24 protein-coding genes are annotated in these 24,131 nt (G+C 41.5%); 12 read left to right on the forward strand and 12 right to left on the reverse strand.

The window, feature by feature from the left end; genetic code table 11:
• Nucleotides 1–253 precede the first annotated feature (253 nt).
• A complete protein-coding gene (locus tag NH153_RS12105; protein ID WP_063704168.1) occupies nucleotides 254–841 on the forward strand; it encodes a DUF4202 domain-containing protein in 588 nt (195 codons plus the stop codon).
• A 20-nt stretch (nucleotides 842–861) separates the two neighbouring features.
• Entirely contained in the window at nucleotides 862–1,377 is a 516-nt protein-coding gene (locus NH153_RS12110; RefSeq protein WP_063704170.1) for a TFIIB-type zinc ribbon-containing protein, read from the forward strand.
• 57 nt (nucleotides 1,378–1,434) lie between these two features.
• Here NH153_RS12110 and NH153_RS12115 read toward each other — a convergent pair whose 3' ends face one another.
• Entirely contained in the window at nucleotides 1,435–1,623 is a 189-nt protein-coding gene (locus tag NH153_RS12115; RefSeq protein WP_063704172.1) for a hypothetical protein, read from the reverse strand.
• A 237-nt stretch (nucleotides 1,624–1,860) separates the two neighbouring features.
• Here NH153_RS12115 and NH153_RS12120 point away from each other — a divergent pair, with 237 nt between their 5' ends.
• The 3 genes from NH153_RS12120 to NH153_RS12130 are packed head-to-tail and all read left to right on the forward strand — an operon-like array spanning nucleotide 1,861 to nucleotide 3,709.
• A complete protein-coding gene (locus tag NH153_RS12120) occupies nucleotides 1,861–2,199 on the forward strand; it encodes a hypothetical protein (protein ID WP_063704175.1) in 339 nt (112 codons plus the stop codon).
• A 24-nt stretch (nucleotides 2,200–2,223) separates the two neighbouring features.
• Nucleotides 2,224–2,967, forward strand: a complete 744-nt coding sequence (locus tag NH153_RS12125) for a hypothetical protein (RefSeq protein ID WP_063704177.1) — start codon at nucleotides 2,224–2,226, stop codon at nucleotides 2,965–2,967.
• Nucleotides 2,954–3,709 carry a hypothetical protein gene (locus NH153_RS12130; protein WP_063704179.1) on the forward strand — a complete coding sequence of 252 codons (756 nt, stop codon included), beginning with the start codon at nucleotides 2,954–2,956 and terminating at the stop codon, nucleotides 3,707–3,709. The genes NH153_RS12125 and NH153_RS12130 overlap by 14 nt, the downstream gene beginning before the upstream one ends.
• A gap of 95 nt (nucleotides 3,710–3,804) precedes the next feature.
• Here NH153_RS12130 and NH153_RS12135 read toward each other — a convergent pair whose 3' ends face one another.
• Entirely contained in the window at nucleotides 3,805–4,803 is a 999-nt protein-coding gene (locus NH153_RS12135) for an NADP-dependent oxidoreductase (RefSeq protein ID WP_063704181.1), read from the reverse strand.
• 181 nt (nucleotides 4,804–4,984) lie between these two features.
• Between NH153_RS12135 and NH153_RS12140 the strand changes: the two genes are divergently transcribed.
• The gene (locus NH153_RS12140; RefSeq protein WP_063704183.1) at nucleotides 4,985–5,425 is read left to right on the forward strand and encodes a MarR family winged helix-turn-helix transcriptional regulator; all 441 of its coding nucleotides are present in this window, start codon (nucleotides 4,985–4,987) and stop codon (nucleotides 5,423–5,425) included.
• On the opposite strand, the gene NH153_RS12145 is transcribed toward NH153_RS12140, so the two are convergent.
• The 10 genes from NH153_RS12145 to ndk all read right to left on the reverse strand — a co-directional run bounded on the left by NH153_RS12145 (nucleotide 5,422) and on the right by ndk (nucleotide 16,347).
• Complete coding sequence (locus NH153_RS12145; RefSeq protein WP_063704185.1) at nucleotides 5,422–5,802, reverse strand: VOC family protein; 381 nt, start codon at nucleotides 5,800–5,802, stop codon at nucleotides 5,422–5,424. The genes NH153_RS12140 and NH153_RS12145 overlap by 4 nt on opposite strands.
• Before the next feature lie 114 nt (nucleotides 5,803–5,916).
• A complete protein-coding gene (gene der, locus NH153_RS12150; RefSeq protein WP_063704187.1) occupies nucleotides 5,917–7,386 on the reverse strand; it encodes a ribosome biogenesis GTPase Der in 1,470 nt (489 codons plus the stop codon).
• A gap of 75 nt (nucleotides 7,387–7,461) precedes the next feature.
• Nucleotides 7,462–8,640 carry an outer membrane protein assembly factor BamB gene (bamB, locus tag NH153_RS12155; RefSeq protein ID WP_063704190.1) on the reverse strand — a complete coding sequence of 393 codons (1,179 nt, stop codon included), beginning with the start codon at nucleotides 8,638–8,640 and terminating at the stop codon, nucleotides 7,462–7,464.
• A 9-nt stretch (nucleotides 8,641–8,649) separates the two neighbouring features.
• Nucleotides 8,650–9,270: a YfgM family protein gene (locus NH153_RS12160; protein WP_063704192.1), complete on the reverse strand. Its 621-nt coding sequence runs from the start codon at nucleotides 9,268–9,270 to the stop codon at nucleotides 8,650–8,652.
• Between the two features lie 24 nt (nucleotides 9,271–9,294).
• On the reverse strand, nucleotides 9,295–10,569 hold the full coding sequence (hisS, locus tag NH153_RS12165; protein WP_063704195.1) for a histidine--tRNA ligase: 1,275 nt from the start codon (nucleotides 10,567–10,569) through the stop codon (nucleotides 9,295–9,297).
• Between the two features lie 132 nt (nucleotides 10,570–10,701).
• Nucleotides 10,702–11,820 (reverse strand): flavodoxin-dependent (E)-4-hydroxy-3-methylbut-2-enyl-diphosphate synthase, encoded by a 1,119-nt coding sequence (gene ispG / locus NH153_RS12170; protein WP_054553525.1) that lies wholly within the window; start codon nucleotides 11,818–11,820, stop codon nucleotides 10,702–10,704.
• A gap of 5 nt (nucleotides 11,821–11,825) precedes the next feature.
• Nucleotides 11,826–12,695 carry a RodZ domain-containing protein gene (locus NH153_RS12175; protein WP_063704197.1) on the reverse strand — a complete coding sequence of 290 codons (870 nt, stop codon included), beginning with the start codon at nucleotides 12,693–12,695 and terminating at the stop codon, nucleotides 11,826–11,828.
• On the reverse strand, nucleotides 12,692–14,500 hold the full coding sequence (pilW, locus tag NH153_RS12180) for a type IV pilus biogenesis/stability protein PilW (protein WP_063704200.1): 1,809 nt from the start codon (nucleotides 14,498–14,500) through the stop codon (nucleotides 12,692–12,694). The genes NH153_RS12175 and pilW overlap by 4 nt, the downstream gene beginning before the upstream one ends.
• Before the next feature lie 114 nt (nucleotides 14,501–14,614).
• Nucleotides 14,615–15,745 (reverse strand): dual-specificity RNA methyltransferase RlmN, encoded by a 1,131-nt coding sequence (rlmN, locus tag NH153_RS12185; protein WP_063704202.1) that lies wholly within the window; start codon nucleotides 15,743–15,745, stop codon nucleotides 14,615–14,617.
• Between the two features lie 170 nt (nucleotides 15,746–15,915).
• On the reverse strand, nucleotides 15,916–16,347 hold the full coding sequence (gene ndk / locus NH153_RS12190; protein WP_036972405.1) for a nucleoside-diphosphate kinase: 432 nt from the start codon (nucleotides 16,345–16,347) through the stop codon (nucleotides 15,916–15,918).
• Between the two features lie 241 nt (nucleotides 16,348–16,588).
• Here ndk and NH153_RS12195 point away from each other — a divergent pair, with 241 nt between their 5' ends.
• From NH153_RS12195 to NH153_RS12220, 6 genes are all read left to right on the forward strand, one after another.
• Nucleotides 16,589–17,179 carry a hypothetical protein gene (locus NH153_RS12195; RefSeq protein WP_063704205.1) on the forward strand — a complete coding sequence of 197 codons (591 nt, stop codon included), beginning with the start codon at nucleotides 16,589–16,591 and terminating at the stop codon, nucleotides 17,177–17,179.
• Nucleotides 17,180–17,623: 444 nt separating this feature from the next.
• Nucleotides 17,624–18,235: a hypothetical protein gene (locus NH153_RS12200; protein ID WP_063704208.1), complete on the forward strand. Its 612-nt coding sequence runs from the start codon at nucleotides 17,624–17,626 to the stop codon at nucleotides 18,233–18,235.
• Nucleotides 18,235–20,856 (forward strand): zinc metalloprotease, encoded by a 2,622-nt coding sequence (locus tag NH153_RS12205; protein ID WP_063704210.1) that lies wholly within the window; start codon nucleotides 18,235–18,237, stop codon nucleotides 20,854–20,856. Before NH153_RS12200 ends, NH153_RS12205 begins: the two co-directional genes overlap by 1 nt.
• An 81-nt stretch (nucleotides 20,857–20,937) precedes the next feature.
• Nucleotides 20,938–21,426, forward strand: coding sequence for a hypothetical protein (locus NH153_RS12210; RefSeq protein ID WP_063704212.1), 489 nt, complete (start codon nucleotides 20,938–20,940; stop codon nucleotides 21,424–21,426).
• 454 nt (nucleotides 21,427–21,880) lie between these two features.
• Nucleotides 21,881–22,462 (forward strand): hypothetical protein, encoded by a 582-nt coding sequence (locus NH153_RS12215; RefSeq protein WP_063704214.1) that lies wholly within the window; start codon nucleotides 21,881–21,883, stop codon nucleotides 22,460–22,462.
• A 12-nt stretch (nucleotides 22,463–22,474) separates the two neighbouring features.
• A complete protein-coding gene (locus NH153_RS12220) occupies nucleotides 22,475–24,022 on the forward strand; it encodes a S8 family serine peptidase (RefSeq protein ID WP_082874052.1) in 1,548 nt (515 codons plus the stop codon).
• Nucleotides 24,023–24,131 lie beyond the last annotated feature (109 nt).

A 24,131-nucleotide genomic window follows, 5' to 3' on the forward strand; every position in this document is an offset into this window, starting at 1 on the left:
TTAGCGCGATAGCCGAAAATAAACAGAAACTGAGAAAAAAAGAAGTAAATAACAACGAAAAATATGTAATATTACGCAAAGGCATCCCTGAATGAGGTATGTATTTAAGTACTAAGTTTGCTTTTAAAAATACTAGTTTAGGGCTACCTGATTGTCTAGCGAAGAGCTAGGATTTTAGTTGAATTTTTAGCATGTTAAAGAATTATTTGTACCTAAATACAATAGATTACAAACTTAAGTAAGATTAAACGCTATGTACCAAGCCGTGATAAAAGCCATAGATGCAGCGAATGCTGTCGATCCAAATCGTGTGAAACAAGATGATCAAGAGTTTGCAAAAGAATCATTATACGCAATGCGTATGACCGATATGCTAAACCGTTTCAATCCACAAGCTGATGAGTTGATGCACATTGCCGCACGAGGTCAACATATTGAGCGCTGGCGCTCTCCTCGCAGTGATTTCCCTATGGGTAAGCAAGGTTATTATCAATGGCGCACGGCTTTATATGATTTCCATGCAGAGCGTGTAACAGCCCTTATGAAAACGGCTGGTTACGCATCAGAAGAGTGTGAGCGTGTATACGCAGCAGTGGCAAAAAAGAATATAAAGCGAAACCCTGATAGCCAATTGATTGAAGACATCGCAAGCCTTGTGTTTATTGAGCATTACATGCTTGATTTTGCAAGTAGTAAGCCTGATTACGATGAGCAAAAATGGTTGGGTATTATTCGTAAAACCTGGCAAAAGATGTCAAACGAAGCACATGACTTTGTGCTAGCTGGTAACATCAGCTTACCAGAGCCACTTAAACCGTTAATAACAAAAGCGCTAAATTAATTGTAAAACAAGGATGTATTATGTTTTGCCCGCGTACTAAAACAGCCCTAGAAGCAGTAAGCATTGGCGACGTTAAGGTGTATTTATCAAAAAGTGGAGGCGTATTTTTTGATAACCGACAAATATTCCACTTTAGCGATCCGAGTTTAAAACCCGCGCAAGTGCTGCTGGCTCATTTACAAAGCCTGCCAACAGAATGTGTTGATTTAGCAACGCGTATTAATTGCCCGAAGTGCCCTGACATAGTGATGATGCGACGTTTTTTTACGCCACTAAAAGTGGTTGAAATAGACGAATGTCCAAATTGTGCTGCTATTTGGCTTGATCATGGTGAGCTTGAAAAGATCCATGAAAATCATTTAACGCCAAAAGAACGTGAAATGCTGCGTATTGATATGGCCAATAATCATGGTTTTATTCAAGTTAAAATCCCAAAAAGGCGCTACTCAGTTCATGCTGAAAAGCCTGAGTCTAATGCAACGTCATCATTAGAGAAACTAGCAGAACTTGCGTATTTATCGATTTTGAATGACTGATAATGATAATAAGAAGCCTGTACCAACTAAGATACAGGCTTTATTTGTAATTAAGCGTTAAAGCTTAACTAGCATTTTTCCTTTATTTTTACCTTCGAACAGACCAAGAAATGCATCAACGGCATTTTCGATGCCATGGTATACCGTTTCTTCAGATTTAATTTTACCTTCGCTGATCCACGCACCCATTTGCTCAATAAACTCAGGAAACTGATCAAAATAATCAATCACGATAAAACCTTGCATGGTGAGCTTTTTATCTTGCTTTAAATCGTTAAAAATTACTGGTTCTTTATTTTTATTTCGGTTCTTTTGTTTGTTTTTTTAATGATTTTTTTGATGGTCTTTATTGCTGGTGTAAGGTTATTAAAGTTTTAAATGGATTTTACAAAAGGAATTGCTGTGAATATAAGTCATGATAGGGTTGTTTTATATTTTATTCTCATATTCGCTACTTTGTTTATTTATACATCGCTAGTAGTTATGTTAAATGATATTGAACAAAAAGAGCCTGAGATAAAACAGCTAAACTCTCAGTCTTATCATGAGTCTAGTCTAATTCTAAGTTTGCTTTCGCAACTAAACTCAGCTGAGTTGAGCCCAAATAACGACCGCGCATCACCTAACCCGAACATTACTGAATTCGACAATATACCCATTGCAATTTTAAAAAATAATAAAGCTGACTTATTAAAAAAGTTAGGAATTTCATTTGATACAGACAACGGCCTTGCCTTGTCGCCTGAGCTGCCGCAGCTTGCCAACATTTATGGCTACCAAATTAATGGCAGTGCCGACAACCCCATTATTAGCGCTAAATAATTATTAAAATACAAGGTCAATAGTGTGAAAAAATTAGTGGTGTTTATGAGCGTGTTACTGACCTGTTTTTTTACCACAGGTTGTGATTTTTTATTTGATGAAGCGCATGGTTATCGTGGGCCCATCGTTGTGACAATTAAAACAGAAGATGGCTCAGTGCCAGAGTTTCCTTTTTTAATAGAGTCTGTGTACACAGAGTCGTGTGGTCATAGTAGCTGTGGCATAGACTCCGGTTATAGATATCTAAAAACGAGCTATGCTAATGAGCCAATTACCTTCCCGCGAGAGCGGTTAGACCTATTGCAAGCTAATGCCTACGCAACAATTCTTTTTAAAGTTACTCATCCTAATTATCACTACAACGTCTTTACTCGAGGTTTTGCGCCCACCGATGCTGATGACCCCATTTATGTAACGTTTACTGTTAAGCCATTTGCTGAACAAATGAATAAAGTGGCTGGCTGGGCGGAAGGCCCTAAACAAGACATGCAAAAATTCACACCAGATAGCAGAGAATTTAAAGAAGCAGACATGATGTATCGCCAAGAGCGTTTTAATTTAGGACAGATGATTGCAAGGCATATCACGTTGACTAAAACGGTTTACTTGCCTCATTTTTCAAAACGCATGCAACAACGTGTGATTGAAAAATATCAACCTATTTTTAAAGCGTGGTATTACGGTGTACCTGAAACAGATTGTTGGAATAAGATGACTTGTCAGGAGCATATTTTAAAACCAAGGGAAGTTGAATATGAAGGATTATAAGCGCAAGGTGGTGCAATTTTGCGGTGTATTACTGGCCTGTTTTTTTACCACAGGTTGTGATTTTTTATTTGATGAAGCGCATGGTTATCGTGGGCCCATCGTTGTGACAATTAAAACAGAAGATGGCTCAGTGCCAGAGTTCCCTTTTTTAATAGAGTCGGGCTATTCAGAGTCGTGTGGTCATAGTAGTTGCGGTATTGAATTTGGTTATAAATATTTTAAAGCAGCCTATGCGAATGAGCAAATCACCTTCCCGCGGGAGCGGTTAGATTTATTACAACCTAATGCCTATGCATCGATTGAGTTTACTGTGACCCATCCTAATTATCACCAAGGCGCGTTTCCACGAGGTTTTCCGCCTACCGATGCTAATGACCCCATTTATGTTACGTTTACTGTTAAGCCATTTGCTGAACAAATGAATAAAGTGGCTGGCTGGGCGGAAGGCCCTAAACAAGACATGCAAAAATTCACACCAGATAGCAGAGAATTTAAAGAAGCAGACATGATGTATCGCCAAGAGCGTTTTAATTTAGGACAGATGATTGCAAGGCATATCACGTTGACTAAAACGGTTTACTTGCCTCATTTTTCAAAACGCATGCAACAACGTGTGATTGAAAAATATCAACCTATTTTTAAAGCGTGGTATTACGGTGTACCTGAAACAGATTGTTGGGATATGGTTGACTGCAGAAAGCAAATTTTAAAACCAAGGAAGGCCGAATATGAAGGATTATAAGCGCAAGGGATGCTTGTTTCGGCAATCGTATTTTTTAAACTTGCCTAAATAGAGCCTGTACCAACTAAGATACAGGCTTTATTTGTAATTAAGCGTTAAAGCTTAACTAGCATTTTTCCTTTATTTTTACCTTCGAACAGACCAAGAAATGCATCAACGGCATTTTCGATGCCATGGTATACCGTTTCTTCAGATTTAATTTTACCTTCGCTGATCCACGCACCCATTTGCTCAATAAACTCAGGAAACTGATCAAAATAATCAATCACGATAAACCCTTGCATGGTGAGCTTTTTCGAGTTGATATAAAACAGGTTGCTTGGCCCTGGCTGTGCTGTGTCGTTATTGTAACCTGAGATCATGCCACAAACAGGAATACGGCCGTAATCGTTCATTACATTGAGTGCGGCTTCAAGGTGATCGCCACCTACGTTTTCAAAGTACACATCAATGCCTTGTGGTGCCGCTTGTTCAAGGGCTTCTGTGAGGTTTGCGACCGTTTTATAGTTAATTACGGCATCAACACCTAACGCTTTAACCATCTGCGCTTTTTCGTCAGAGCCAACCGATGCAATCACTTTACAACCTTTTAGCTTGGCAATTTGGCATACTACACTACCTACCGCGCCTGACGCTGCTGATACAAACACAGTGTCGGTTTCTTTTAGGCTAATTACCTTTGTTAGACCTGCCCATGCGGTTAACCCGGTCATACCCATGGTACTTAAAAATAGTTGGTCTGGCAGTGGTACGTTTGGCAGTAACGTTAAGTCGCTGCCATCGCTAATGTGCATGGTACGCCAACCGCTAATATGACTTACTTTGCTTCCTACAGGAAAGTCGTCATTGCGCGATTCAATCACTTCGCCGATAGCACCGGCTTCCATCACTTCGTTTAAGTTAAATGGCGCGATATATGATTTACGATCAATCATGCGCGGGCGCATATAAGGGTCAACTGACATCCAGGTATTTTTAATTAATACCTCGCCGTCGTTCAAATCAGGAAGTGTTACGTCTACCTGCGTAAAATTAGCCTGTGTTGGTACACCCGTTGGACGTGAAACTAAATGAATTTGTTGACTTGTCGCCATATAAACCTCGAATCTGCTAGATTAGAATCAATTAATGAATTGTGCAAAATATTTGCGCGCAAACTATTTGCGATCAATTTAATGAACTTTCCTATAAAAGGCAATAGATCGTCGGAAAATAATTTGCGCGCAAACTAAATTGCGGCAATAATACGGCTTTATTTCAGTTTAGGGTAATTACATGAGCAACAACTTATCAGACAATGTGTGTTTCACTTTATACAGTGCAACCAATGCGTTGATCAGAGCGTTTCGACCAATCCTCGAAGCTTATGACTTAACCTATCCGCAATATATTGTGATGCATTCGCTTTGGTATAATAACCAAGTGAGTTTAAAAGCGCTTTCTCATGACACGCACCTCGATTCTGGCACCTTAACACCAATAGTTAAGCGCCTAGAAAGCAAAGGTTTATTGACGCGTCAGGTATCAAATGAAGATGAGCGTAAAAAAGTAATCTCGTTAACCGAGCAGGGCATGCAGCTTAAAATTGATGCTGAAGAATTATCAACCAAGTTAATGGCGCGCTCAAACATGAGTTTAGAGCGAATCGAGTTACTACGCGAGTTAACCCTTGAGCTGCATACTGACCTAACAAAAACGGACCTTACAAAAGGCTAATCTTCTACTAAACACACTAAAGTGCCTTCAATAGCGCGAACATACGCATAATGTTGAGAATCTTTTTTAGTTGGCGGGCACAATGGCTCAGCACCAGCAAGCACGGCTTTATCGTAACTTTCGACTAAATTGTGGCAGCTGAATCTTAGCTCAAAACCAAGTGCAGGTTGCTTAGGGTGGGCACGAATATACCCCTGCTTAAAATATGATTGCGCATGCGGGTGGGTTGCAAAAGCAAGTTTAACGGAACCTGTAACAAGTTCACCGTATTCGGCATCGTCACTGATATGATTGGTATTAAATCCAAATGCTTGATAGTAAAAGTCGAGTACTTCTTCTACGTTATCGACGTAAATAACCTGACTTAAAAATGCCATTTATGCAGCTCTATTTATTATTCGTTTATTAAATAAAGCATAGTTTTAGCAATAAAAAAACCTTGTAAGTCATACTTACAAGGTTTTTTTTAATACTTAAAGCTTACGTGGCAACTACGACTTGTTGCGGTTTTCTTTCGCAAACGCACGGATTTTACGTTTTTGCGATAAGGTCACCTTGTTTGAGCGGCCTGCGTAAGGATTATCGCCTTCTCTAAATTCAATTTTGATCGGCGTACCCATGATATTTAATGCTTTACGATAATAGTTCATTAAGTAGCGTTTATAGCTATCAGGTAAGTCATGAACTTGGTTACCGTGGATCACGATACGTGGTGGGTTATAGCCACCTGCGTGAGCATATTTAAGTTTTACACGACGACCGCGAACAAGTGGCGGTTGGTGATCGGCTTGTGCCATATCCATGATACGACGTAACATCGCTGTGCTAATACGTTTAGTTGCTGATTCGTACGCTTCGTCTACTGATTCAAATAAATGACCCACACCTGTGCCGTGTAAAGCAGAGATAAAGTGTAAACGTGCGAAATCGATGAAACCTAAACGACGGTCAAGCTCTGACTTAATACGTTCTTTAACGTAATCATCAAGGCCATCCCACTTGTTAACAGCAACAACCAATGAACGACCCGCATTTAAAGCAAAACCTAATAGGCTTAAGTCTTGATCAGAAATACCTTCGCGTGCATCAACCACTAAAAGTACCACGTTGGCATCTTCAATGGCTTGTAATGTTTTAATAACTGAGAACTTCTCAACAACATCGCTTACTTTCTTACGTTTACGAACACCCGCAGTATCAATAAGAATGTATTCTTTGTCGTTGCGTGTCATAGGGATATAGATAGAGTCACGGGTTGTACCTGGCATATCGTAAACGATTACACGTTCTTCACCTAAGATACGGTTTGTAAGTGTTGACTTACCAACGTTAGGGCGACCGATAATAGCAAGTTTTACTGGTTTATCTGCAAAGGCTTGTTCGCTGTCTTCACCTTCTTCATCTTCACTGTAAAGATCAACCAGTTCGTCATCACTTTCTTCAAGTTCTTCACTTTCACCGGCAAGTTCAGCAATAACTGGCTGTAAGGTTGTTTCAAGTAATTGCGTGATACCACGGCCATGCGCTGCAGCAATGTGATGTACGTCGCCTAAGCTTAACTGGAAGAACTCTGCACAATATGAGTCTGCATCAATACCATCCACTTTGTTTGCTACAACAAAGCATTTCTTCTGTTGTTTACGAAGGTGGTTAGCAATTGCTTGGTCAGCGGCAGTCATACCTGCGCGGGCATCCACTAAAAATAATACGATATCGGCTTCTTCAATCGCGAGTAGCGATTGCTCAGCCATTTCGGTTTCGATACCTTGCTCAGAACCGTCAATACCACCCGTGTCTACCACGATAAATTCATAGCCTTCGTAATCTGCTTGGCCATATTTTCTATCTCGTGTTAAGCCAGGAAAGTCGGCTACGAGGGCGTCACGAGTACGTGTTAAACGGTTAAATAATGTGGATTTGCCCACATTGGGTCGCCCAACAAGAGCGATCACGGGAAGCATAAACTACCTCTTAAAAAAACAACAAAAGGCTTCGCCAAGCGAAGCCTTAGAAAAATAACGTTTACTATTAGTAAGTTAGTTTGGAATTTTAACCGCGCTAACTTCACCATCTCGGGTGTATAAAATTAATTTGTCACCGGCAACAACAGGCTCAATAAAGAAACCTGAGCTGTCAAAGTCTTCGCGCGATACAAGCTCGCCCGTTTCTTTGTCTAACCAGTGTAGGTTACCTTCTTGGTCACCCAGTGCTAAATATTTACCAGCCACAGTTGGGCCTGTTAAGTACCAGCCGCGTAGTGCCGGTTGGCTCCAACGCTCAATGCCTGATGTTTTATCTAGACCGTAAATAACACCATCGCTATCAACAACATAGATAGACTGGCTATCCATCGATAAATCACGGTAGCTGCTGTATTCACGTTTCCAAACAACATTACCTGATCGAATATCAACGGCTGCTAAGTTACCATTATAGGCGATTGCATATGCATATGGACCACTAATTAACGCTTGTGTATCCACATCGACTAAACGTTCAAACTCAGAGGCACCTTTTGGAGAAGCAATTTCAGCACTCCACGCAGAGTAACCATTTTCTGAAATTAATACGCTTAGTTTGCCTGTTTCAAGGCCTAGCAATACACCACCATTTGCTACGGTTGGTGAACTTTGACCACGTAACGTTAATGGCGGCACTTCTTGTTCAAAGCTCCAACGCTCTTCACCTGTATCTGGGTGTAAAGCTAATAATTTACCTGAGCCTAGGTTTACAAAAATTAAGCCGTCGCCTGCAGCAGGTTTAGCAAGTACTTCGCCTGTCATTGTTTTACGCCAAATAATCTCACCTGTTTCACGGTCTAGAGCGGTTAAATAACCATGCTCAGAACCAACAAAAATCTTGCCGTAAGCTTGTAAAATACCACCCGATAACTTGGCACTTTCTGTGGTTTCCCAAGGCCAAAAGGCTGGGTTTTCACGAACATCGGTTTCCCACAGAGTATCGCCATTTTCAAGCGATAGGGCTTCAACTTCACCTTCGCGGTTTGCTACATACACAACATCGTTATGAATAGCCGGTGTTAAGCGTGAGAAATAATGCTGAACACCATCACCAATTGATTCTTGCCAAACCACTTCTGTCTCAAATTGATTAACAATTTCAGGCAGTACCAGTTCATCTTCGTCATCACTTGACGAACACCCTGTTAGGGTTGCGATACACAGAGCAAGTGTTGCCGCTGTTAACTTCTTCATCTTAACCCCTTACGCCGCTGGGCTAGTTTGTGCTAAGTCATCAAGTTTAATTTGTAATAACGGGTTATTTTCAAGGCCGCCATTATCAGCCGCTGCTTGGTATTGGCTGCGTGCTTGGTCTTTGTCGCCTTGTGCAGCATAAACATCGCCTTTTAATTCAGCGACTGCAGCAGCAAATGATGCTGGAAGCTGGGCATTTAGCGTTGTTAGCGCTTGCTCATATTGCTTTTGCGCAAGGTGAACACGAGCAAGGCGCGTTGTTGCCGTTGCTTTTAGCTCAGGGTTTTGCTCGTTGGTGATGATCCAGTTAAGCTTTTCGCTTGCTGCATCAAGGTCATTCTTTTCAACGGCTTCTTTTGCCGCTACAAATGCTGTTAGCGTGCTGTAGCTTGACTCGCTATTATCTTTGATAAACGTATCCGCTTTTTCTAGCACGGCACCGCTTTCAACAAGTTGTGTGAAAGAGTCAGATGCTTTCTCAGCTGTGGTGATTTGGTTTTGGTTATAAGCTTTCCAACCATATAAACCACCTAAACCTGCAACAATACCAATTGCAAGTGCTAAACCATTTTCACGGAAAAAGCGTTTGATCGCTTCTTCTTGTTGTTCTTCTGTTGAATAAATTTCCATGCTTACCTCTGTTGCTAGCTGGGCTTAAATAAGCTCAGCTAGTAGCGTTTTCGCTTCTTCTAGTTTTAAGGTGACTTGTTCTTTACGTTCACGTAAGTACTTAATTGTCACAACGCCTTGTTCTAATTCATCTTCGCCGATAATAACCGCTACAAGAGCATCGCTTTTATCTGCGCGTTTTAATTGCTTTTTAAAGTTGCCACCGCCTGCGTGCACCATAACACGAAGACCCGCAACATCTTTACGTAATTGAGCGGCAATGATAGGCGCTTGAATGCTGGCTTTATCGCCCATGGCTGCCAAATATACATCAGCACTACGGCGGATGTCACCTACACATTCGAGTGCTTGAAGTAATAACACTAAACGCTCAAGACCCATTGCAAAACCTACCGCTGGTGTTGCTTTACCGCCTAGTTGTTCAACTAGACCATCGTAACGACCACCGGCACAAACGGTTCCTTGTGCGCCTAGGCTATCAGTAACCCACTCAAAAACGGTGCGGTTGTAATAGTCAAGGCCACGTACAAGCTTTTCATTTACCGTGTATTCGACGCCAGCAGCGTCTAAACGTTCACATAAATTTTCAAAATGTTCTTTTGATTCAGCGTCTAAGTGCTCAGATAGTTTAGGCGCATCAGTTAAAATGGCTTGTACATCAGGGTTTTTACTATCTAACACACGTAAAGGATTAGTGTGCATACGACGCTTAGAGTCTTCATCAAGTACATCGACGTGTTGCTCTAAGTAAGCAACAAGTGCATCACGATAGTCTGCACGTGCTTCATTTGAACCCAATGAATTAAGCTCCAGACGAACATGCTCACTGATACCAAACTCTTTCCATAATTGGGCTGTCAGCAAAATAACTTCTGCATCAATATCAGCAGTGGCAATGCCGAATGTTTCTAAACCAAATTGGTGGAATTGACGGTAACGGCCTTTTTGCGGACGCTCGTGACGGAACATCGGGCCCATGTACCATAAACGTTGTTCTTGGTTATACAGTAAACCGTTTTCATTACCTGCACGCACACAGACTGCCGTACCTTCAGGGCGAAGTGTTAAGTTATCGCCATTACGGTCAGCAAAGGTGTACATCTCTTTTTCTACGATATCGGTTACTTCGCCGATAGAGCGCTTGAATAGGTCGGTTGATTCAACAATTGGAAAACGAATTTCTTGATAACCAAACGATGAAACTGTTTCACGTAAAATGTCTTCTACTTTCTGCCAAATTTGCGTATCGCCTGGCAGACAATCGTTCATACCACGAACTGCCTGAATTTGTTTTGCCACTGATAAATCCTAAATACTGTACGTGCGCTGAAAAAATCGCGCCTCAAGAAAAACTAAAAATTGACCCGCTATTATACCGTTTGGGTTCTAAAGGTAAACGGCAAACCTGAGGGTTTGCCGAGTATATGCGAATTATTCAACGATTTTGATGTCGATTGGCGTTTCTTTCTCTTTCTTAGCGATAAAGTCACGCACATAGCCTTCAAGTTGGTCGACAATGTTATCGTTATCGATACGTGCTTTTTGGCGCTCGCCATTGATGTATAAGCCTGAGCGACGGTTCGCACCAGCAAGGCCAATATCACTTACAAGTGCTTCGCCCGGACCATTTACCACACAACCAATTACCGACACTGACATAGGTTCAACCACGTCTTCAAGGCGCTCTTCAAGTTGGTTCATGGTGCTTACCACATCAAACTCTTGGCGTGAGCAGCTCGGGCAGGCAATAAAGTTAATGCCGCGTGAGCGAATGCGTAATGATTTTAAAATATCAAAACCCACTTTGATCTCTTGTACCGGATCGGCTGCAAGTGATACGCGCAGTGTGTCACCAATGCCTTCGGCAAGTAGCATACCTAAGCCAACAGCTGATTTAACTGAACCTGAGCGCATACCGCCTGCTTCGGTAATACCTAAATGCAGTGGCTGGTCGATTTCTTTCGCAAGTAAACGATACGCACCGACCGCTAAAAATACATCTGACGCTTTAACAGAGACTTTAAATTGATCAAAGTCTAAACGTTGTAAGATCTCAACGTGACGCATAGCTGATTCAAGTAAAGCTTCTGGCGTTGGCTCACCGTATTTTTCTTGTAAATCACGCTCTAATGAACCGCCATTAACACCAATACGAATAGGAATATTGTGCTCGCGTGCTGAGTCTACAACGGCACGAATACGCTCTTCGCTGCCGATGTTACCAGGGTTAATACGCAAACAATCCGCACCATACTGAGCCACTTTTAATGCAATACGGTAATCAAAGTGAATATCCGTTACCAACGGGATAGTGACCTGTTCTTTAATGCTTTTAAATGCTTCAGCAGCTTCCATGGTGGGTACTGATACACGCACAATGTCGGCGCCAGCATCTTGAATAGCTTGAATTTGTGCAACCGTTGCATCGATATCTAGGGTGTTGGTGTTAGTCATCGACTGGACGGCAATCGGTGCACCATCACCAATTGGCACATTACCTACGTTAATACGGGTCGATTTTCTACGTTTAATAGGAGATTCTGAAAACATTGCGGTTACTCTGATAACGGTAAAGTAAATTTAGCTAAACGATTTTTGGCAAGATGTGAAGTATCGACGGCTTGACCTTGAAAAGTAATATCAACCACTTGGTGTTTTCCAAGTACCACACTAAAAGGCTGTGGGCCGGTTACTGTCATAACGTAACCTGCTTTTTTAACACCGAATGCGATGCGATCGCCGTTGCCATCGTGAATTTCTACCCAGCTATCTTCATTGAAGTGCATGACCACTTCGCTGTGCTCAGGATCAGCCTTTTCAGTTTCTGGCTGAGCAGCAACTTGGTTCTGTGCTTCGTTGTTGCTTGTTGGCACATCAGCTTCTGGCTGAACGATTTCTTGCTCGTCGTCAGCGAGTGGTTGAATGGTTTCTTCAGCAGGCGCTTCTAAAGCTAAATCAGGTGAAATCTCACTGCTTTCAAGCTGATTTGGCATCGCAGTCGTTACGGGCTGTTCGATATTCTGGTTGCTATTTTGCCACCACCAAAATACTGACGAGCCAATGATCACCGCTAAAATGAAGTAGCTAAACAGCATTAAGCGGCTGTCATGTGCTTCTTTTTCTGTACGGCGAGAAAAGCTCTGCATTTTAGATTTTTTTGCAGGCTCAACGTGCTCTGGCAATAATGCAAGCATGGCTTGGCTATCGATTTTCAGCTCACGGCAATAGCTTCTGATATAACCTTTTACAAAGGTCGTAGGGCCAAGTAATTCGTGCTCGTCGTTTTCTAGTCGTTGTAACTGTAAAACGGATAACTTTAATGCACCAGCAAGTTGCTCAAGGCTCTTTCCAGCGTCTTCGCGGCGCTTTTTTAGCGCTTGGCCGAGCGTTTCTTGCGGTTGTTCTAAATTGTTTTCTTCATTCATAATGCGTATGAGTCAGGGTCTACCAATAATAGTCTATGCCCAGGTTCAAGGGCGACATCTGGGCTCAATTTGTTCCAGCGCATTAACTGATCGATTAATACGCTATGCTGTGTGGCTATGCTATAAAGTGTGTCGCCATCATTGATGTCGTGATAAATGTTCGGATCGTTCAAATAAATGCGAGTACCGTTTTGTACACGATCCGATTCTTTTAAGCCATTCCACAGCAAAATCTTCTGTAGTTTAACATTGTATCGCACCGAAATGCTAAAGAGGTTTTCACCATTTTCAATAATATGATACGGGATATTCAGCGCCGGTACATTTGCGTTCAGCATGGGTAAGTTAAGCGGCTCGTTTGTCACGCTAAAGTCAGTGCTATTTGCGGTTGACGCCGTTGTTTGACTGCCACTAAATACGTTTTCGTCTTTTTCTGCTTCGTAAAACACCACAGTGCTGGCATCATTTTTGGTATTTTGCGAGTTTGCTGGCGTTTGTTGTTGAACGCTTGGCGTTTGCGGTGCACCAAATGACACTATGGTCACTTCATCATTACTTTGCGCTGGTGTTTGCGCGTCTGTTTGCTGCTTTGCAATAACAGCGGCCTGTTCAACTTTACGAGAGCTAACCGTTTGGAAACCTTCGTCAGTTGTTTGCTCAGTGAGCGTGTTAGGCGTTGTTTCGCGTGGTTGCACAGAGGCGAGTGACTCTGTTGCTGGTTTCTCTTCGCTGTCTGAATTTACCTCAGCTGTCACCTGCTTATTGCTTTGCGCTACGATTTCTGGTTCTTGCTCTGCTTGAGTGAGTGTTGGCTCTACTTGTGAAGGTTGAACCTGTGTTGTCTGTACAGGGATCTGCTGTGCAGTAGCCACTGACGCCTCAGCAACAACGGTTTGTTTAGCAGGTGCCTTTCTTTTCACGATACGAATTTTTGGCTGATCTTTGCTAACCGTGCTGTTATCACTTGATATTTTCAACTCTTCAAGCTGCGCTTGACGATATTTTTCACGCAGAACTTCAAATTCTGAGCGTTTAGTTTGCCCTGATGAAATAGCCCTTGCTTCTACTGAACCTGGGTAGGTTTGTAAAATAATACCTGCGGTTGTTTCGGCTTTTTCGATATGGCCCATACGTTGCTGAATAAGGTAGCTAAGCATAAGTGCGCGAGGGGTCACGCGACCGGTAGATTCGTATTTTTCAATGATATCTTCAGCTTTATGAAGATCGCTTTTTGCGTAATACAAACCAGCAAGGCTTATCATTGAAGAAGGACGCTGCGAGCTGTGGTTTAGCGCTGATTTTAGGTATTTTTCTGCGTTTTCAAAGTCATCAAATTCAATCGCGCATAAGGCTAAGTTTTCGTAACTTTCAGCTACACGGATATAGCTAGGAACGGCAATTGCCTTAAGAAGCTCTTCTGCTGCACGGTCGTATTTGCCAATGCCACATAAAAAGACACCATAATTGTTTAAGGTGTTTGGATCATTCGGGGCGATTTTTAAAGCGCGTTGATAGGCTTTATCAGCGAGATCAGGTTCATCAACCTGTTGATAGTAATAGGCTAAAGAGTAGTGGACTTCAGGAAGGTCAGGTGCAAATTCTGCGGCACGTTCTAGATTATATTTTGCTTGCGAGTTGTTGCCCGTTTTTAAGTACTGTAACGCAAGGGCGATACGAGTACGAGCAGCACCAGTATTATTAATCTTTTTTTCTACAACGGGTCTGTCGCTTCCGTCGTAGCTGTTTTCTGTAACACACCCTGTTAATGCGAATGCACTAACAGTAATGGCAAGTATAGAACGCATTACCTAATCTCTTCTTTGATTCCGTATGCCTATCTTACCGAAAAGCCTTTGTGTTGCATCTATTATTTTAAAAATAACGAGTTTGTCACAAAGGCTTGTCTTTAAATATGTCGCTTATGCTTGGTGAACATTTACCGCAATTGCGTTATCTTCGCGCATTTTCTTTTTCGCTAAACGTTTTGTACGGTCAACAACGTCACCCACTAATTGACCACAGGCAGCATCAATATCATCACCACGAGTACGGCGAACAATACAGGTGATACCCGCAGCTTGTAGTACTTTAGAGAAACGGTCAATTCGGCTGTTGCTTGAACGGCCATATTCGTTACCTGGGAATGGGTTAAACGGGATCAGGTTCACTTTTGAAGGTGTTCCTTTTAATGTTTTAACCAATTCGTGTGCTTGATCTGTGCTGTCGTTCACACCCTGTAGCATAACGTATTCGATAGTCACATCTTTGTTTGCTTTAGAGCCGTCGATATAACGACGACACGCTGCTAAAAACTCTTCAATCGGGTACTTTTTATTAATTGGTACCAGTACATCACGCAGCTCATTGTTTGGCGCGTGAAGTGAAATAGCCAGCGCTACGTCAATTTTCTCTTTTAATAAATCAAGAGCAGGCACCACACCTGAGGTGCTTAATGTAACGCGACGTTTTGATAAACCAAAACCCCAGTCGTCCATCATAAGTTCCATTGCGGGTACGACGTTTTTAAGGTTGAGTAGTGGCTCACCCATACCCATCATTACCACGTTAGTCACAGGGCGCTTAGTACTGTCGCCGTCTAAACCAATGTCTTTCGCTACACGCCAAACTTGACCAATGATCTCAGACACCGCTAGGTTACGGTTAAAGCCTTGTTGTGCTGTAGAGCAGAACGTACATTCAAGGGCACAACCTACTTGTGAAGATACACATAAAGTTGCACGGTCTTTTTCTGGGATCCAAACAGCTTCTACTTCTTGGCCACCTTTAAGTAAAAGTGCGTATTTGATGGTGCCATCACTTGCTACTTGCTTAACTGAGATCTCAGGAGCAACAATTTCACATTCAGCTTTTAGTTTTTCTTTCAGCTTTTTGTTGACGTTTGTCATGTCGTCAAAATTGTCGACGCCAAAATGATAAATCCATTTCATCACCTGATCACCACGGAATGGCTTTTCACCGAATGATACAAAAAGCTCACGCATTGCATCTCGGTTTAAATCTAATAAATTAATCTTTTTTTCAGTGGTCATGAAACAACCTCAATCAGTGACGGTGGTAAGTAGTTTGGGTGCGCGATTGTACATTATTTAATCGACTTAGTCATTAGCTAAACAGATTTACAATAGGCTTAGCTAATGACTAAAAAAGGGCCCGAAAGCCCTTTTTCTTCTGCATCACAGACTTAGCTGTGAACTCGAAATTAACGAGTACGTGGGCAGATTTCTTCGTCAGCGAAGAAGTATGCGATTTCACGTGCAGCTGATTCAACAGCGTCAGAACCGTGAACAGCATTTTCGTCGATGCTGTCTGCGTAGTCAGCACGTAAAGTACCAGCTAGTGCTTCAGCAGGGTTAGTAGCACCCATGATTTCACGGTTTTTAAGTACTGCGTTCTCACCTTCAAGAACAGTAACCATTACTGGACCAGATGTCATGAACTCAACTAAAGCACCGAAGAAAGGACGCTCGCTGTGCTCAGCGTAGAAACCTTCAGCTTTTTCTTTTGAAAGGTGAACCATTTTAGCTGCAACGATTTTAAGACCCGCAGTTTCGAAACGGTTGTAGATAGCACCGATGTGGTTTTTAGCAACTGCATCAGGTTTTACGATTGAAAAAGTACGCTCTAAAGCCATCTTTATGCTCCAATAATTTTTAAATTTAAAGGTTAAATATTAACGGGCGCGAATTATACGCGCTTTACGTGAAAATTCCTAATTTTATTAAATAGTCATTTGATGGCATTTTCATGAACCCTCACTACGTATAGCAAATTGAGTATAAAAAATGAGCGTGCTTGCACCGCTAAGCACTTGTTATGAGCAGTTTAATAAGTAATTATTATCTTAGGAAATGACAAAACTAATAAGGACAATTATGAAAAAACTTTTACTGGTCAGTTTACTCGCAAGTTGTTTAGCGGGTTGTAATTCAGACTCAAATGATGAGCTAACATGCCACCCTTTTCCCCTGGCAATCGATATTGATAATTATGTTGTCACCCCAGGGCAAAACGAGGCTAACACAGCACTCGCTTATGATGCCTATATCATAAAATTAGGCGGTGCTGGCGAAGGCGTTTATAGTGAAGGAGATGAGCCTGACCCTAATAAAGAATATGCAGACTGTCCTATCCCAGCAGTGGTATTAGGGAGCGCGAATACCATTACAGCTATTAATATTTACTCAAGCGCTGATTACAACAGTGAGCTCACCGCGGGTACGAGTTTAAATAGCCTGTTTGATATCAAAGAAATGTATAATAGTGATTTTGATTATTACAGTGATGGCAACTATGCCAGTGTTGAAGACTTCGCAAGCGTATTCCCCACGACTGCACCTATATTTATTGAACTAAAACCTAACCAAGCTCCAGAAGTTGAGAGTAGTCATATTTTTTATATCGATATAAGTTTTGCAAATGGCAAAACCTTTGCGCTTGAAACTGAAGAAGTGCAGCTTTTTTAAATTGCTATTAATCAGCTATTGTCAGCGGGGCTTCTCTGCTGACATACCCAATCTCTACTCGCTTACAATTTGCTCATCCAGCTAAGCTAATTGGTATAAATTTACCTGCTCCATTACACATTTAAAAAATGTAAAAACACCACTTTGCCGTTAACCTTTTGTTCACTTTATCATGGGTAAGCTAATTACCCATGATAAAGTGGTGATATTTTAACTTGTTGAAAATAATTTGTTTTTACTTTTGCGTGTGAATTTAATCTATCTTTTCAGAGAAAAATAGCAACAATAAAATTGTAATCGAAATGTTAATTTAAAGTGTACAAAACGCTACATGGTTTTTCGTGAATTTCTTAATTTATTCAATCATAAAATATTAGTGAGTTGATTTTTTCTAAACCAAAAATCTCACTTTCATTTTAATTTGAATAATCAAAGGAGAGAACAATGAAACTACGCAGTGCACTTTCTAAGTTGTCATGCGCGTCAGCTTTTGCACTTGGCACCATGCTGACTTTGAGCCCCGCAGCCAATGCAATGAAACTAAAACAACAAAACTTACAAGAGATGGCTGTTGAGTCACAGAGCATTATTGCTGGCCAGGTGGTAAGCGTAACAGATGGTTTTGATAACAATCGTCCCTATACCGAAGTGACTATTCAGGTTTCGTCAGATGCAAAAGGCAAGTTAAAAGACGATTCAAATTATACTTTTCGTCAGTTTGGCCTGATAAAACCCCGCTCTATGGGCAATGGCAAAGTGTATTTAGGCGCAACGCCTGAAGGTTTTTCTAAATGGCAAGAAGGCGAACAAGTGATTGCCTTTATGTATAAGCCAGCATCAATCACAGGGTTTCAAACGACCGTAGGCCTTGCTCAAGGTAAATTTGTAGTGCGCAATGGCAAAGTAGAAAACATTTTTGCTAACAAAGGTGTTTTTGAAGGGTTAGATACCAGCAGCTTATCAGCAGAGCAACAAAATCTTTTAACCACGCCAGGTGCAGTCGATGTGGGAGTTTTTATGGATTTAGTAGGTAAACTGTCTGGAGTACAACAATAATGAAATTTTCTAAAATCGCAGCAGCATTAGCCCTTGCAACTATTTCGACAGGTGCGTTAGCCGGTGGCCCACTCTATATTCATGAACCGACAATGCAGCCATATAAATGGGACACCTCAAAAGGCAGTATTCCAGTGTGGACAGATGGCGGCCAACTTATCAAAGATAAAGACGGTAACGATGTCGAAACCTTCACTGTACTTGAAAAAGGCACTGTATTTAACGTTGATGTTACCTTACCTGATGGCACAGTGATCCCTGCATACACTGAACTTGACCGAGATTATACGTTTTTAACGATTGAGCAAGCCAACAAAGTAACGGCGAATGCTGTGAAAGAGTGGTCTGATGTAGAAACGTCAACTTTCGAGATGTCAGTACAGGGCACGATTTTTGAGAAAACAGGCATTGCGGATGTGACTGCAGAAAATGTTGATCAAATTTATGGTGTTGAGAATGGTTATGGCTTTTGGGTCAATTACGACACTGATGGTAGCATTTTAGAAAACTATTTTGGTGTGCCAAGAAGCGCTGTTTTAGGTATTGCATTCCCTGAATGGGCCGACGAAGAAACCGGCGAAATTATTGAAGCGACAGCCTTAATGAATGGCTGGTTTGTTGATATTAGTGATACCGATGGCACACAAGTTGGTGGAGTATTCACCCATGAATTTGGCCATGCGATCAATATGTCTCACTCACAAGCAAATGGCCATTTAGTGTATATGTCGGCAAGTTATAGCCCGCAATATGACGGTGTACCAGGTTGTGAGGGTGTCACTAAATTTACCAGCTCTAGTATGTTGGATTATTCTGCCATTGAGACCATGTTTCCGTTTATTAATGTGCGCGGCAGTGCTGGTGCAAATCAACACACCATTAATGTGAAAGACGATATTGTTAATATCTCAGATCTTTATCCTACGGCGCAGTACCAATCACAGTTTGGCTCTATTCAAGGTAAGCTCTTAACAAAAGAGGGAGTAGAGTACTCAGGGGTGAATTTAATAGCGCGTAACCTTGATAACCCTTACGAAGATGTGATCAGCCAACAGTCAGGTAACATGACACAAGGCCGTATCGGCCCAGATGGCTCATTTACCATTAATGGCTTAACGCCGGGGGCACGTTATGCTCTTTATACTCAAGAGATCAATGCAGGTGGTTATCCAACTCAGCAAACGAATATTCTTTCTGAAGCTGAATATTGGAATGACAACGAAAGTGCAAACCCGGGAATAGATAATGCCTGTGCGATGACAGAGATAGTTGTTTCAGCGGGTGAAACTAAACAGCTTGAGATGTACTTCAACGGTTATCAAGATGGTATTCAATATACGCCACTGATTTCAGCGTTTGTAATGGATCACGCTAAAAACGGTAAAAAAGCACTTGGAACAACCTCTTCGGGTATTCCTTTCTTATACGACAGTGCGACTAATTCGTTTGATACTTTAGTAAGCCCTGATGGCTACGCTTTATTAAGCTCTACAAGCACAGCAATGAACAAAACAGCCACTAAAGCTGCTATTACCGCACACTTTAATGATAATGGCGTGATGCAAGGCGGCGTCTGGGATATAAACTCTGGCAAAGTATCAATGCTTGAAGATTTAACGGGGAATAGTTGCTCGCTTTCAAGTCAGCAGGGGCAAAGCTCACATAGCATCTGGGATATGGATGATGATGGTAAGTTGATTGTTGGTACAACACGCTTCCCATACGATGGTTCAAATCGCTGTGCTGAAGGCGAAGCTGCGCGTTCAGTTGGTATGCCTACTGTTTGGGATGCAAACACGGGTAAAGCAAGCGTTTTACCTGGCACCCAAATGGTTGACCGTTCTTATGGCAGTGGTAAAGAAATCGCTATTATGAATGGCGATGAGCAAATTCGTCGTACGGCATGGGCGCGAGCAGATCGTATCTCTGGTAATGGCGAAACAATTACAGGTTCAACGAATGGCTTTACACAAATTGCCTGGGTGAATGGTGAGCTTGTTGATACTTACACGGAGTTTGGTGCAATCGACAATTCAGTTATCTCTGAAAATGGTCGTTATGTCGCCTTCGGAGCAATCGAAAACCGTCGCCCTGCTGGCGTAAAAGTATGGGATACAGTAACCAATACAACTCAAAAAATTGGTAGCTTACGTTGGTGTGACAACATTCCTGCGATAAGTTTCTGGACCAACTATTGCGACCTAGGCTACAGCCATGAAGAATTAGTTGAACTAGGATTTGGCTTACCTTCAGTGATGGTTCTTGATGCAAATGAGGACTTATCGATGATCACCGGACGTGCTGGTAGCCCTCTATCTGGCGGTTTTGTTGGCGCTATTTATTTAAAAGATATTGGCTGGATGTCATCAGCAGAGTTCTTTGCTAAGCAAGGTGTTACTGAAGCAAAAGGCTTACTTACCGATAACATGTTTGGCCTAAGTGCTGATGGTTCTGAGATCATGGCAGGCATTGCTGGCGCAGTGTTATCAATTGAAATCGATGCGAATAAGGCATTTGTATGTGATAACGGCCGCGACCGTGAACTTAGCTTCCCTAAGCAAGTGGTTGATGCGGTGTCAGCAGGTGCTGAATTTGGCCGCTGCGCACATATTAATGACTAATACCATTTTGTGTTAAGCGCTTAAAGGTCCGGCTAGGTGGCTGGGCCTTTATTTCAATATCTTTGTAACAAAGGCCTGCTAATGTATAAAAGTTCATTAATAACAATAATATGGTTATGTAATCTAAGCTTTATTCCTGATCAAGCTAGTGCGCAAACCCATCAAGCTGCAAGCTCAAGCAACAAAGGGTTTAATGTTCCTGAAGAGCTATTGACCACATGGGAGCTAGATGAAGCGGCTTCAATGGAATACGCAAAAAAGTCTGCGCACTGGAATGAACATATCGCTAATTTGATGCCGAAACTAATCGCAACAAATAAACAAATTAAGTACCGCTTTAATCAGGATGAAATGGTCACCATTCAGGCTGCAAAAGAGCAGGAGCTTGCCATTAGTTTGATTAAGCAAACACTGACGTCATATAAATTCAAATTTGAATTCGACGATAAGCCAAAGCAATTGCAAGTGATAAAAGCCGCAGGTGGGCGGATCAATATTCAGGCCGATGGCCTACTTGGTTATCAGTTCTTATTGTGGAAAAAACGCCGAGAACGCTTAACTGGCGTATAAAAATATCAATGTTAAGGGCTTTGCTGTTAACATTAGCAAATCCAAACCAATTACCCTGGATAGTTAATTGAGTTTGATCTAAAAAGGTGGCCATAGGATTGGTCACCTTTTTCTTTTCTGTATAAGTCCTTACTTAGTTTAATTTCTGTAGTTCTAAAGTGCTAGTTTGTATTGTTTTTATAATATTTAAGTGCTTGATTACATTTTGGTACAGATTGATACACTTTTATTTTTTGTAAACAAATATTTAACAGTATGTTAATTAAGGCGTTTTTTTACAATTAATTTAATCGTTTTTTTTGCCATGGTTTTTACCCTTTTTAGTGTGTTGAATTCTCATTTCACTTCCTCTATTACTTATTTTGTCACTCATAACTAATTGTATAAATTAAATATATTTTACTATTGAGTGGTTTTAGCTGTTTTTAATAAAAACAAACAACAAGGAATTAATATGAAAAAAACGCAGTTAGGGTTGTTAATCACATCATTCGCTATTATGGGTGGATGTGCAAAGTTAGACGCTCAAGTTAACGCTGGCGGCACTCTTAATTCAAAGGGTGGGGCTGGAAAAGCTGTGTTTACAGCACATGCAGCTCGTTGTGATGGAGAAGTAAGCGGAAAAGTAAATTACAAAGATGTAACTGCATTAGATTGGCAACAATCTGGAGGAGTATCATTTAACGCACAGGTTTATGGTGCAGGCTTATGTAGTGAAGATCCTGTATCACCTGATGGGGCTGAGTCTGGTGATGAGCGATTATTTTGCAAACAAGATATTTGCACTGAGGGGATGTATCAAGTTGAGTTTAATTATAACTCAACCAATCCTAGCCTGCCTGGAGAGGGGGTTGGCTTTGCATGTATGATGGATATTTCTGAAGGTATTAAATCTGGATTTGGTGCAAATGGGTTATTGAATGTGATGTTACTCGAGTCTGGTCCATACCAAGGCTATAACAATGCCGGAACAATAAGTGGCAATGTACAAGTGAAAGATTGCCCAAGTAGCAAAAATGACGACAACGCAGAGTAGAGAAGGAGTTTAATGATGATAAATAAAAAAACAGTTTTAGCGGCAAGCATTGCTCTTGCTTATAGTTTTCCTTCTTTAGCTGATCAATCAATGCGAATTGTTCTAGAAGCAAATAGTAATAAAGCCTCTGCGCTTAAATCTGAGTTGTTATCAAATAATATTAAAATAGAAAAAGAGCTTAGTTCACTAGAAAGTTTTGCAATTTCGATTGATAAAACTCAGTTAGCCAACGTTAAAGGGCTTACAAACGTAAAGACTTTTTACCCTGACGTACCAAGAAAGTTAATGTCTGAAGGCGCTTCGCAATATATTCCGTATGGTTTAGCGATGGTTCAAGCTGATCAAGTTCAATACCAAGGCGGACAAAAAGTGTGTGTAATCGATAGCGGTTATGCCTTAGAACACCCAGATTTGCCGAGTGCTGGTGTTACAGGCTCAGACGATGGCGGTGCTGGAGTGTGGTATCAAGATCCATTTGGTCATGGCACTCATGTTGCGGGCACGATTGCCGCAATCGACAATGAGTTTGGTACGACAGGGATTGTCGATGATCATTCTCTTGATATGCACATTGTGCGTGTTTTTGCTGGTAATGGTAGCTGGGCTTACGCTTCGGATTTAGCTGGTGCGATTGATGAGTGTCAACAAGCTGGTTCAACGGTTATTTCGATGAGCCTTGGTGGAAAATATTCAAGCCCGATTGAAGAAAAAGCGTTAGATAAAGTTGCTCGTGCGAATATATTAATGGTTGCGGCAGCAGGAAATGCTGGTGAAGCTTCACATAGCTATCCTGCATCTTATGACAGTGTGATTTCAGTTGCAGCGGTTGATAGCACTAAAAATCATGCAAGCTTTTCTCAGCGAAGCAGTCAAATTGAACTAGCAGCGCCAGGCGTTAATGTTTTCTCAACTGTGCCTGTTAACCGCGCGCGCTTTTCAAAATTTAATGTCACGCAAGAAAGTGTTAATTTCCAATATTATGGTATGGATGGCTCGCGTTTTGGTACTGTTACTGGGGAGCTAGTTGATTGTGGTTTAGGTACTCAGAGCTGTGGTGATGTAACAGGAAAAATCTGTTTAATCGAACGAGGGGAAATTCCGTTTTATAAAAAAGTAGAGCAGTGTGAAGCGGATGGCGGTGTGGGAGTTATTATTCGTAATAATAACCAAAGCCAGCTTATCGGTACTATTAACCCTACTTCTATGATTGCTGGCTCTGTGACAAGAAATGAGGGTCTTAATTTAATGGACAACCTCGGTAAAGAAACCACAATAACTGTCGCTGAGTTTTCAGATCATGACTTTAAATCAGGTACTTCGATGGCAACTCCTCATGTTTCCGGCGTAGCTGCATTGGTATGGAGTAATTACCCTGAGTGTTCTGCAAATGGCATTCGTTTAGCACTGAGAGCATCAGCCGATGATCAGGGGAGTATGGGTTATGATCATGCTTACGGCTGGGGCATAGTGCAAGCAAAAGCGGCTGTTGATTATATCGCTGAAAATGGGTGTAAAGCATCTAGTAATGTATTACGCGGCGGAGATGGTTCAGCCCATTAACTATTCCCCTATATTGTTGTTATGACCAAAGCGCTTATGGCGCTTTTTTCGTTTGTCACCTACTCATCAATAAGCTCTATGAATCAATCATGATCTAGATCAATAAAAT

Source organism: Pseudoalteromonas gelatinilytica (assembly GCF_001641615.1).
Taxonomy (GTDB): domain Bacteria; phylum Pseudomonadota; class Gammaproteobacteria; order Enterobacterales; family Alteromonadaceae; genus Pseudoalteromonas; species Pseudoalteromonas gelatinilytica.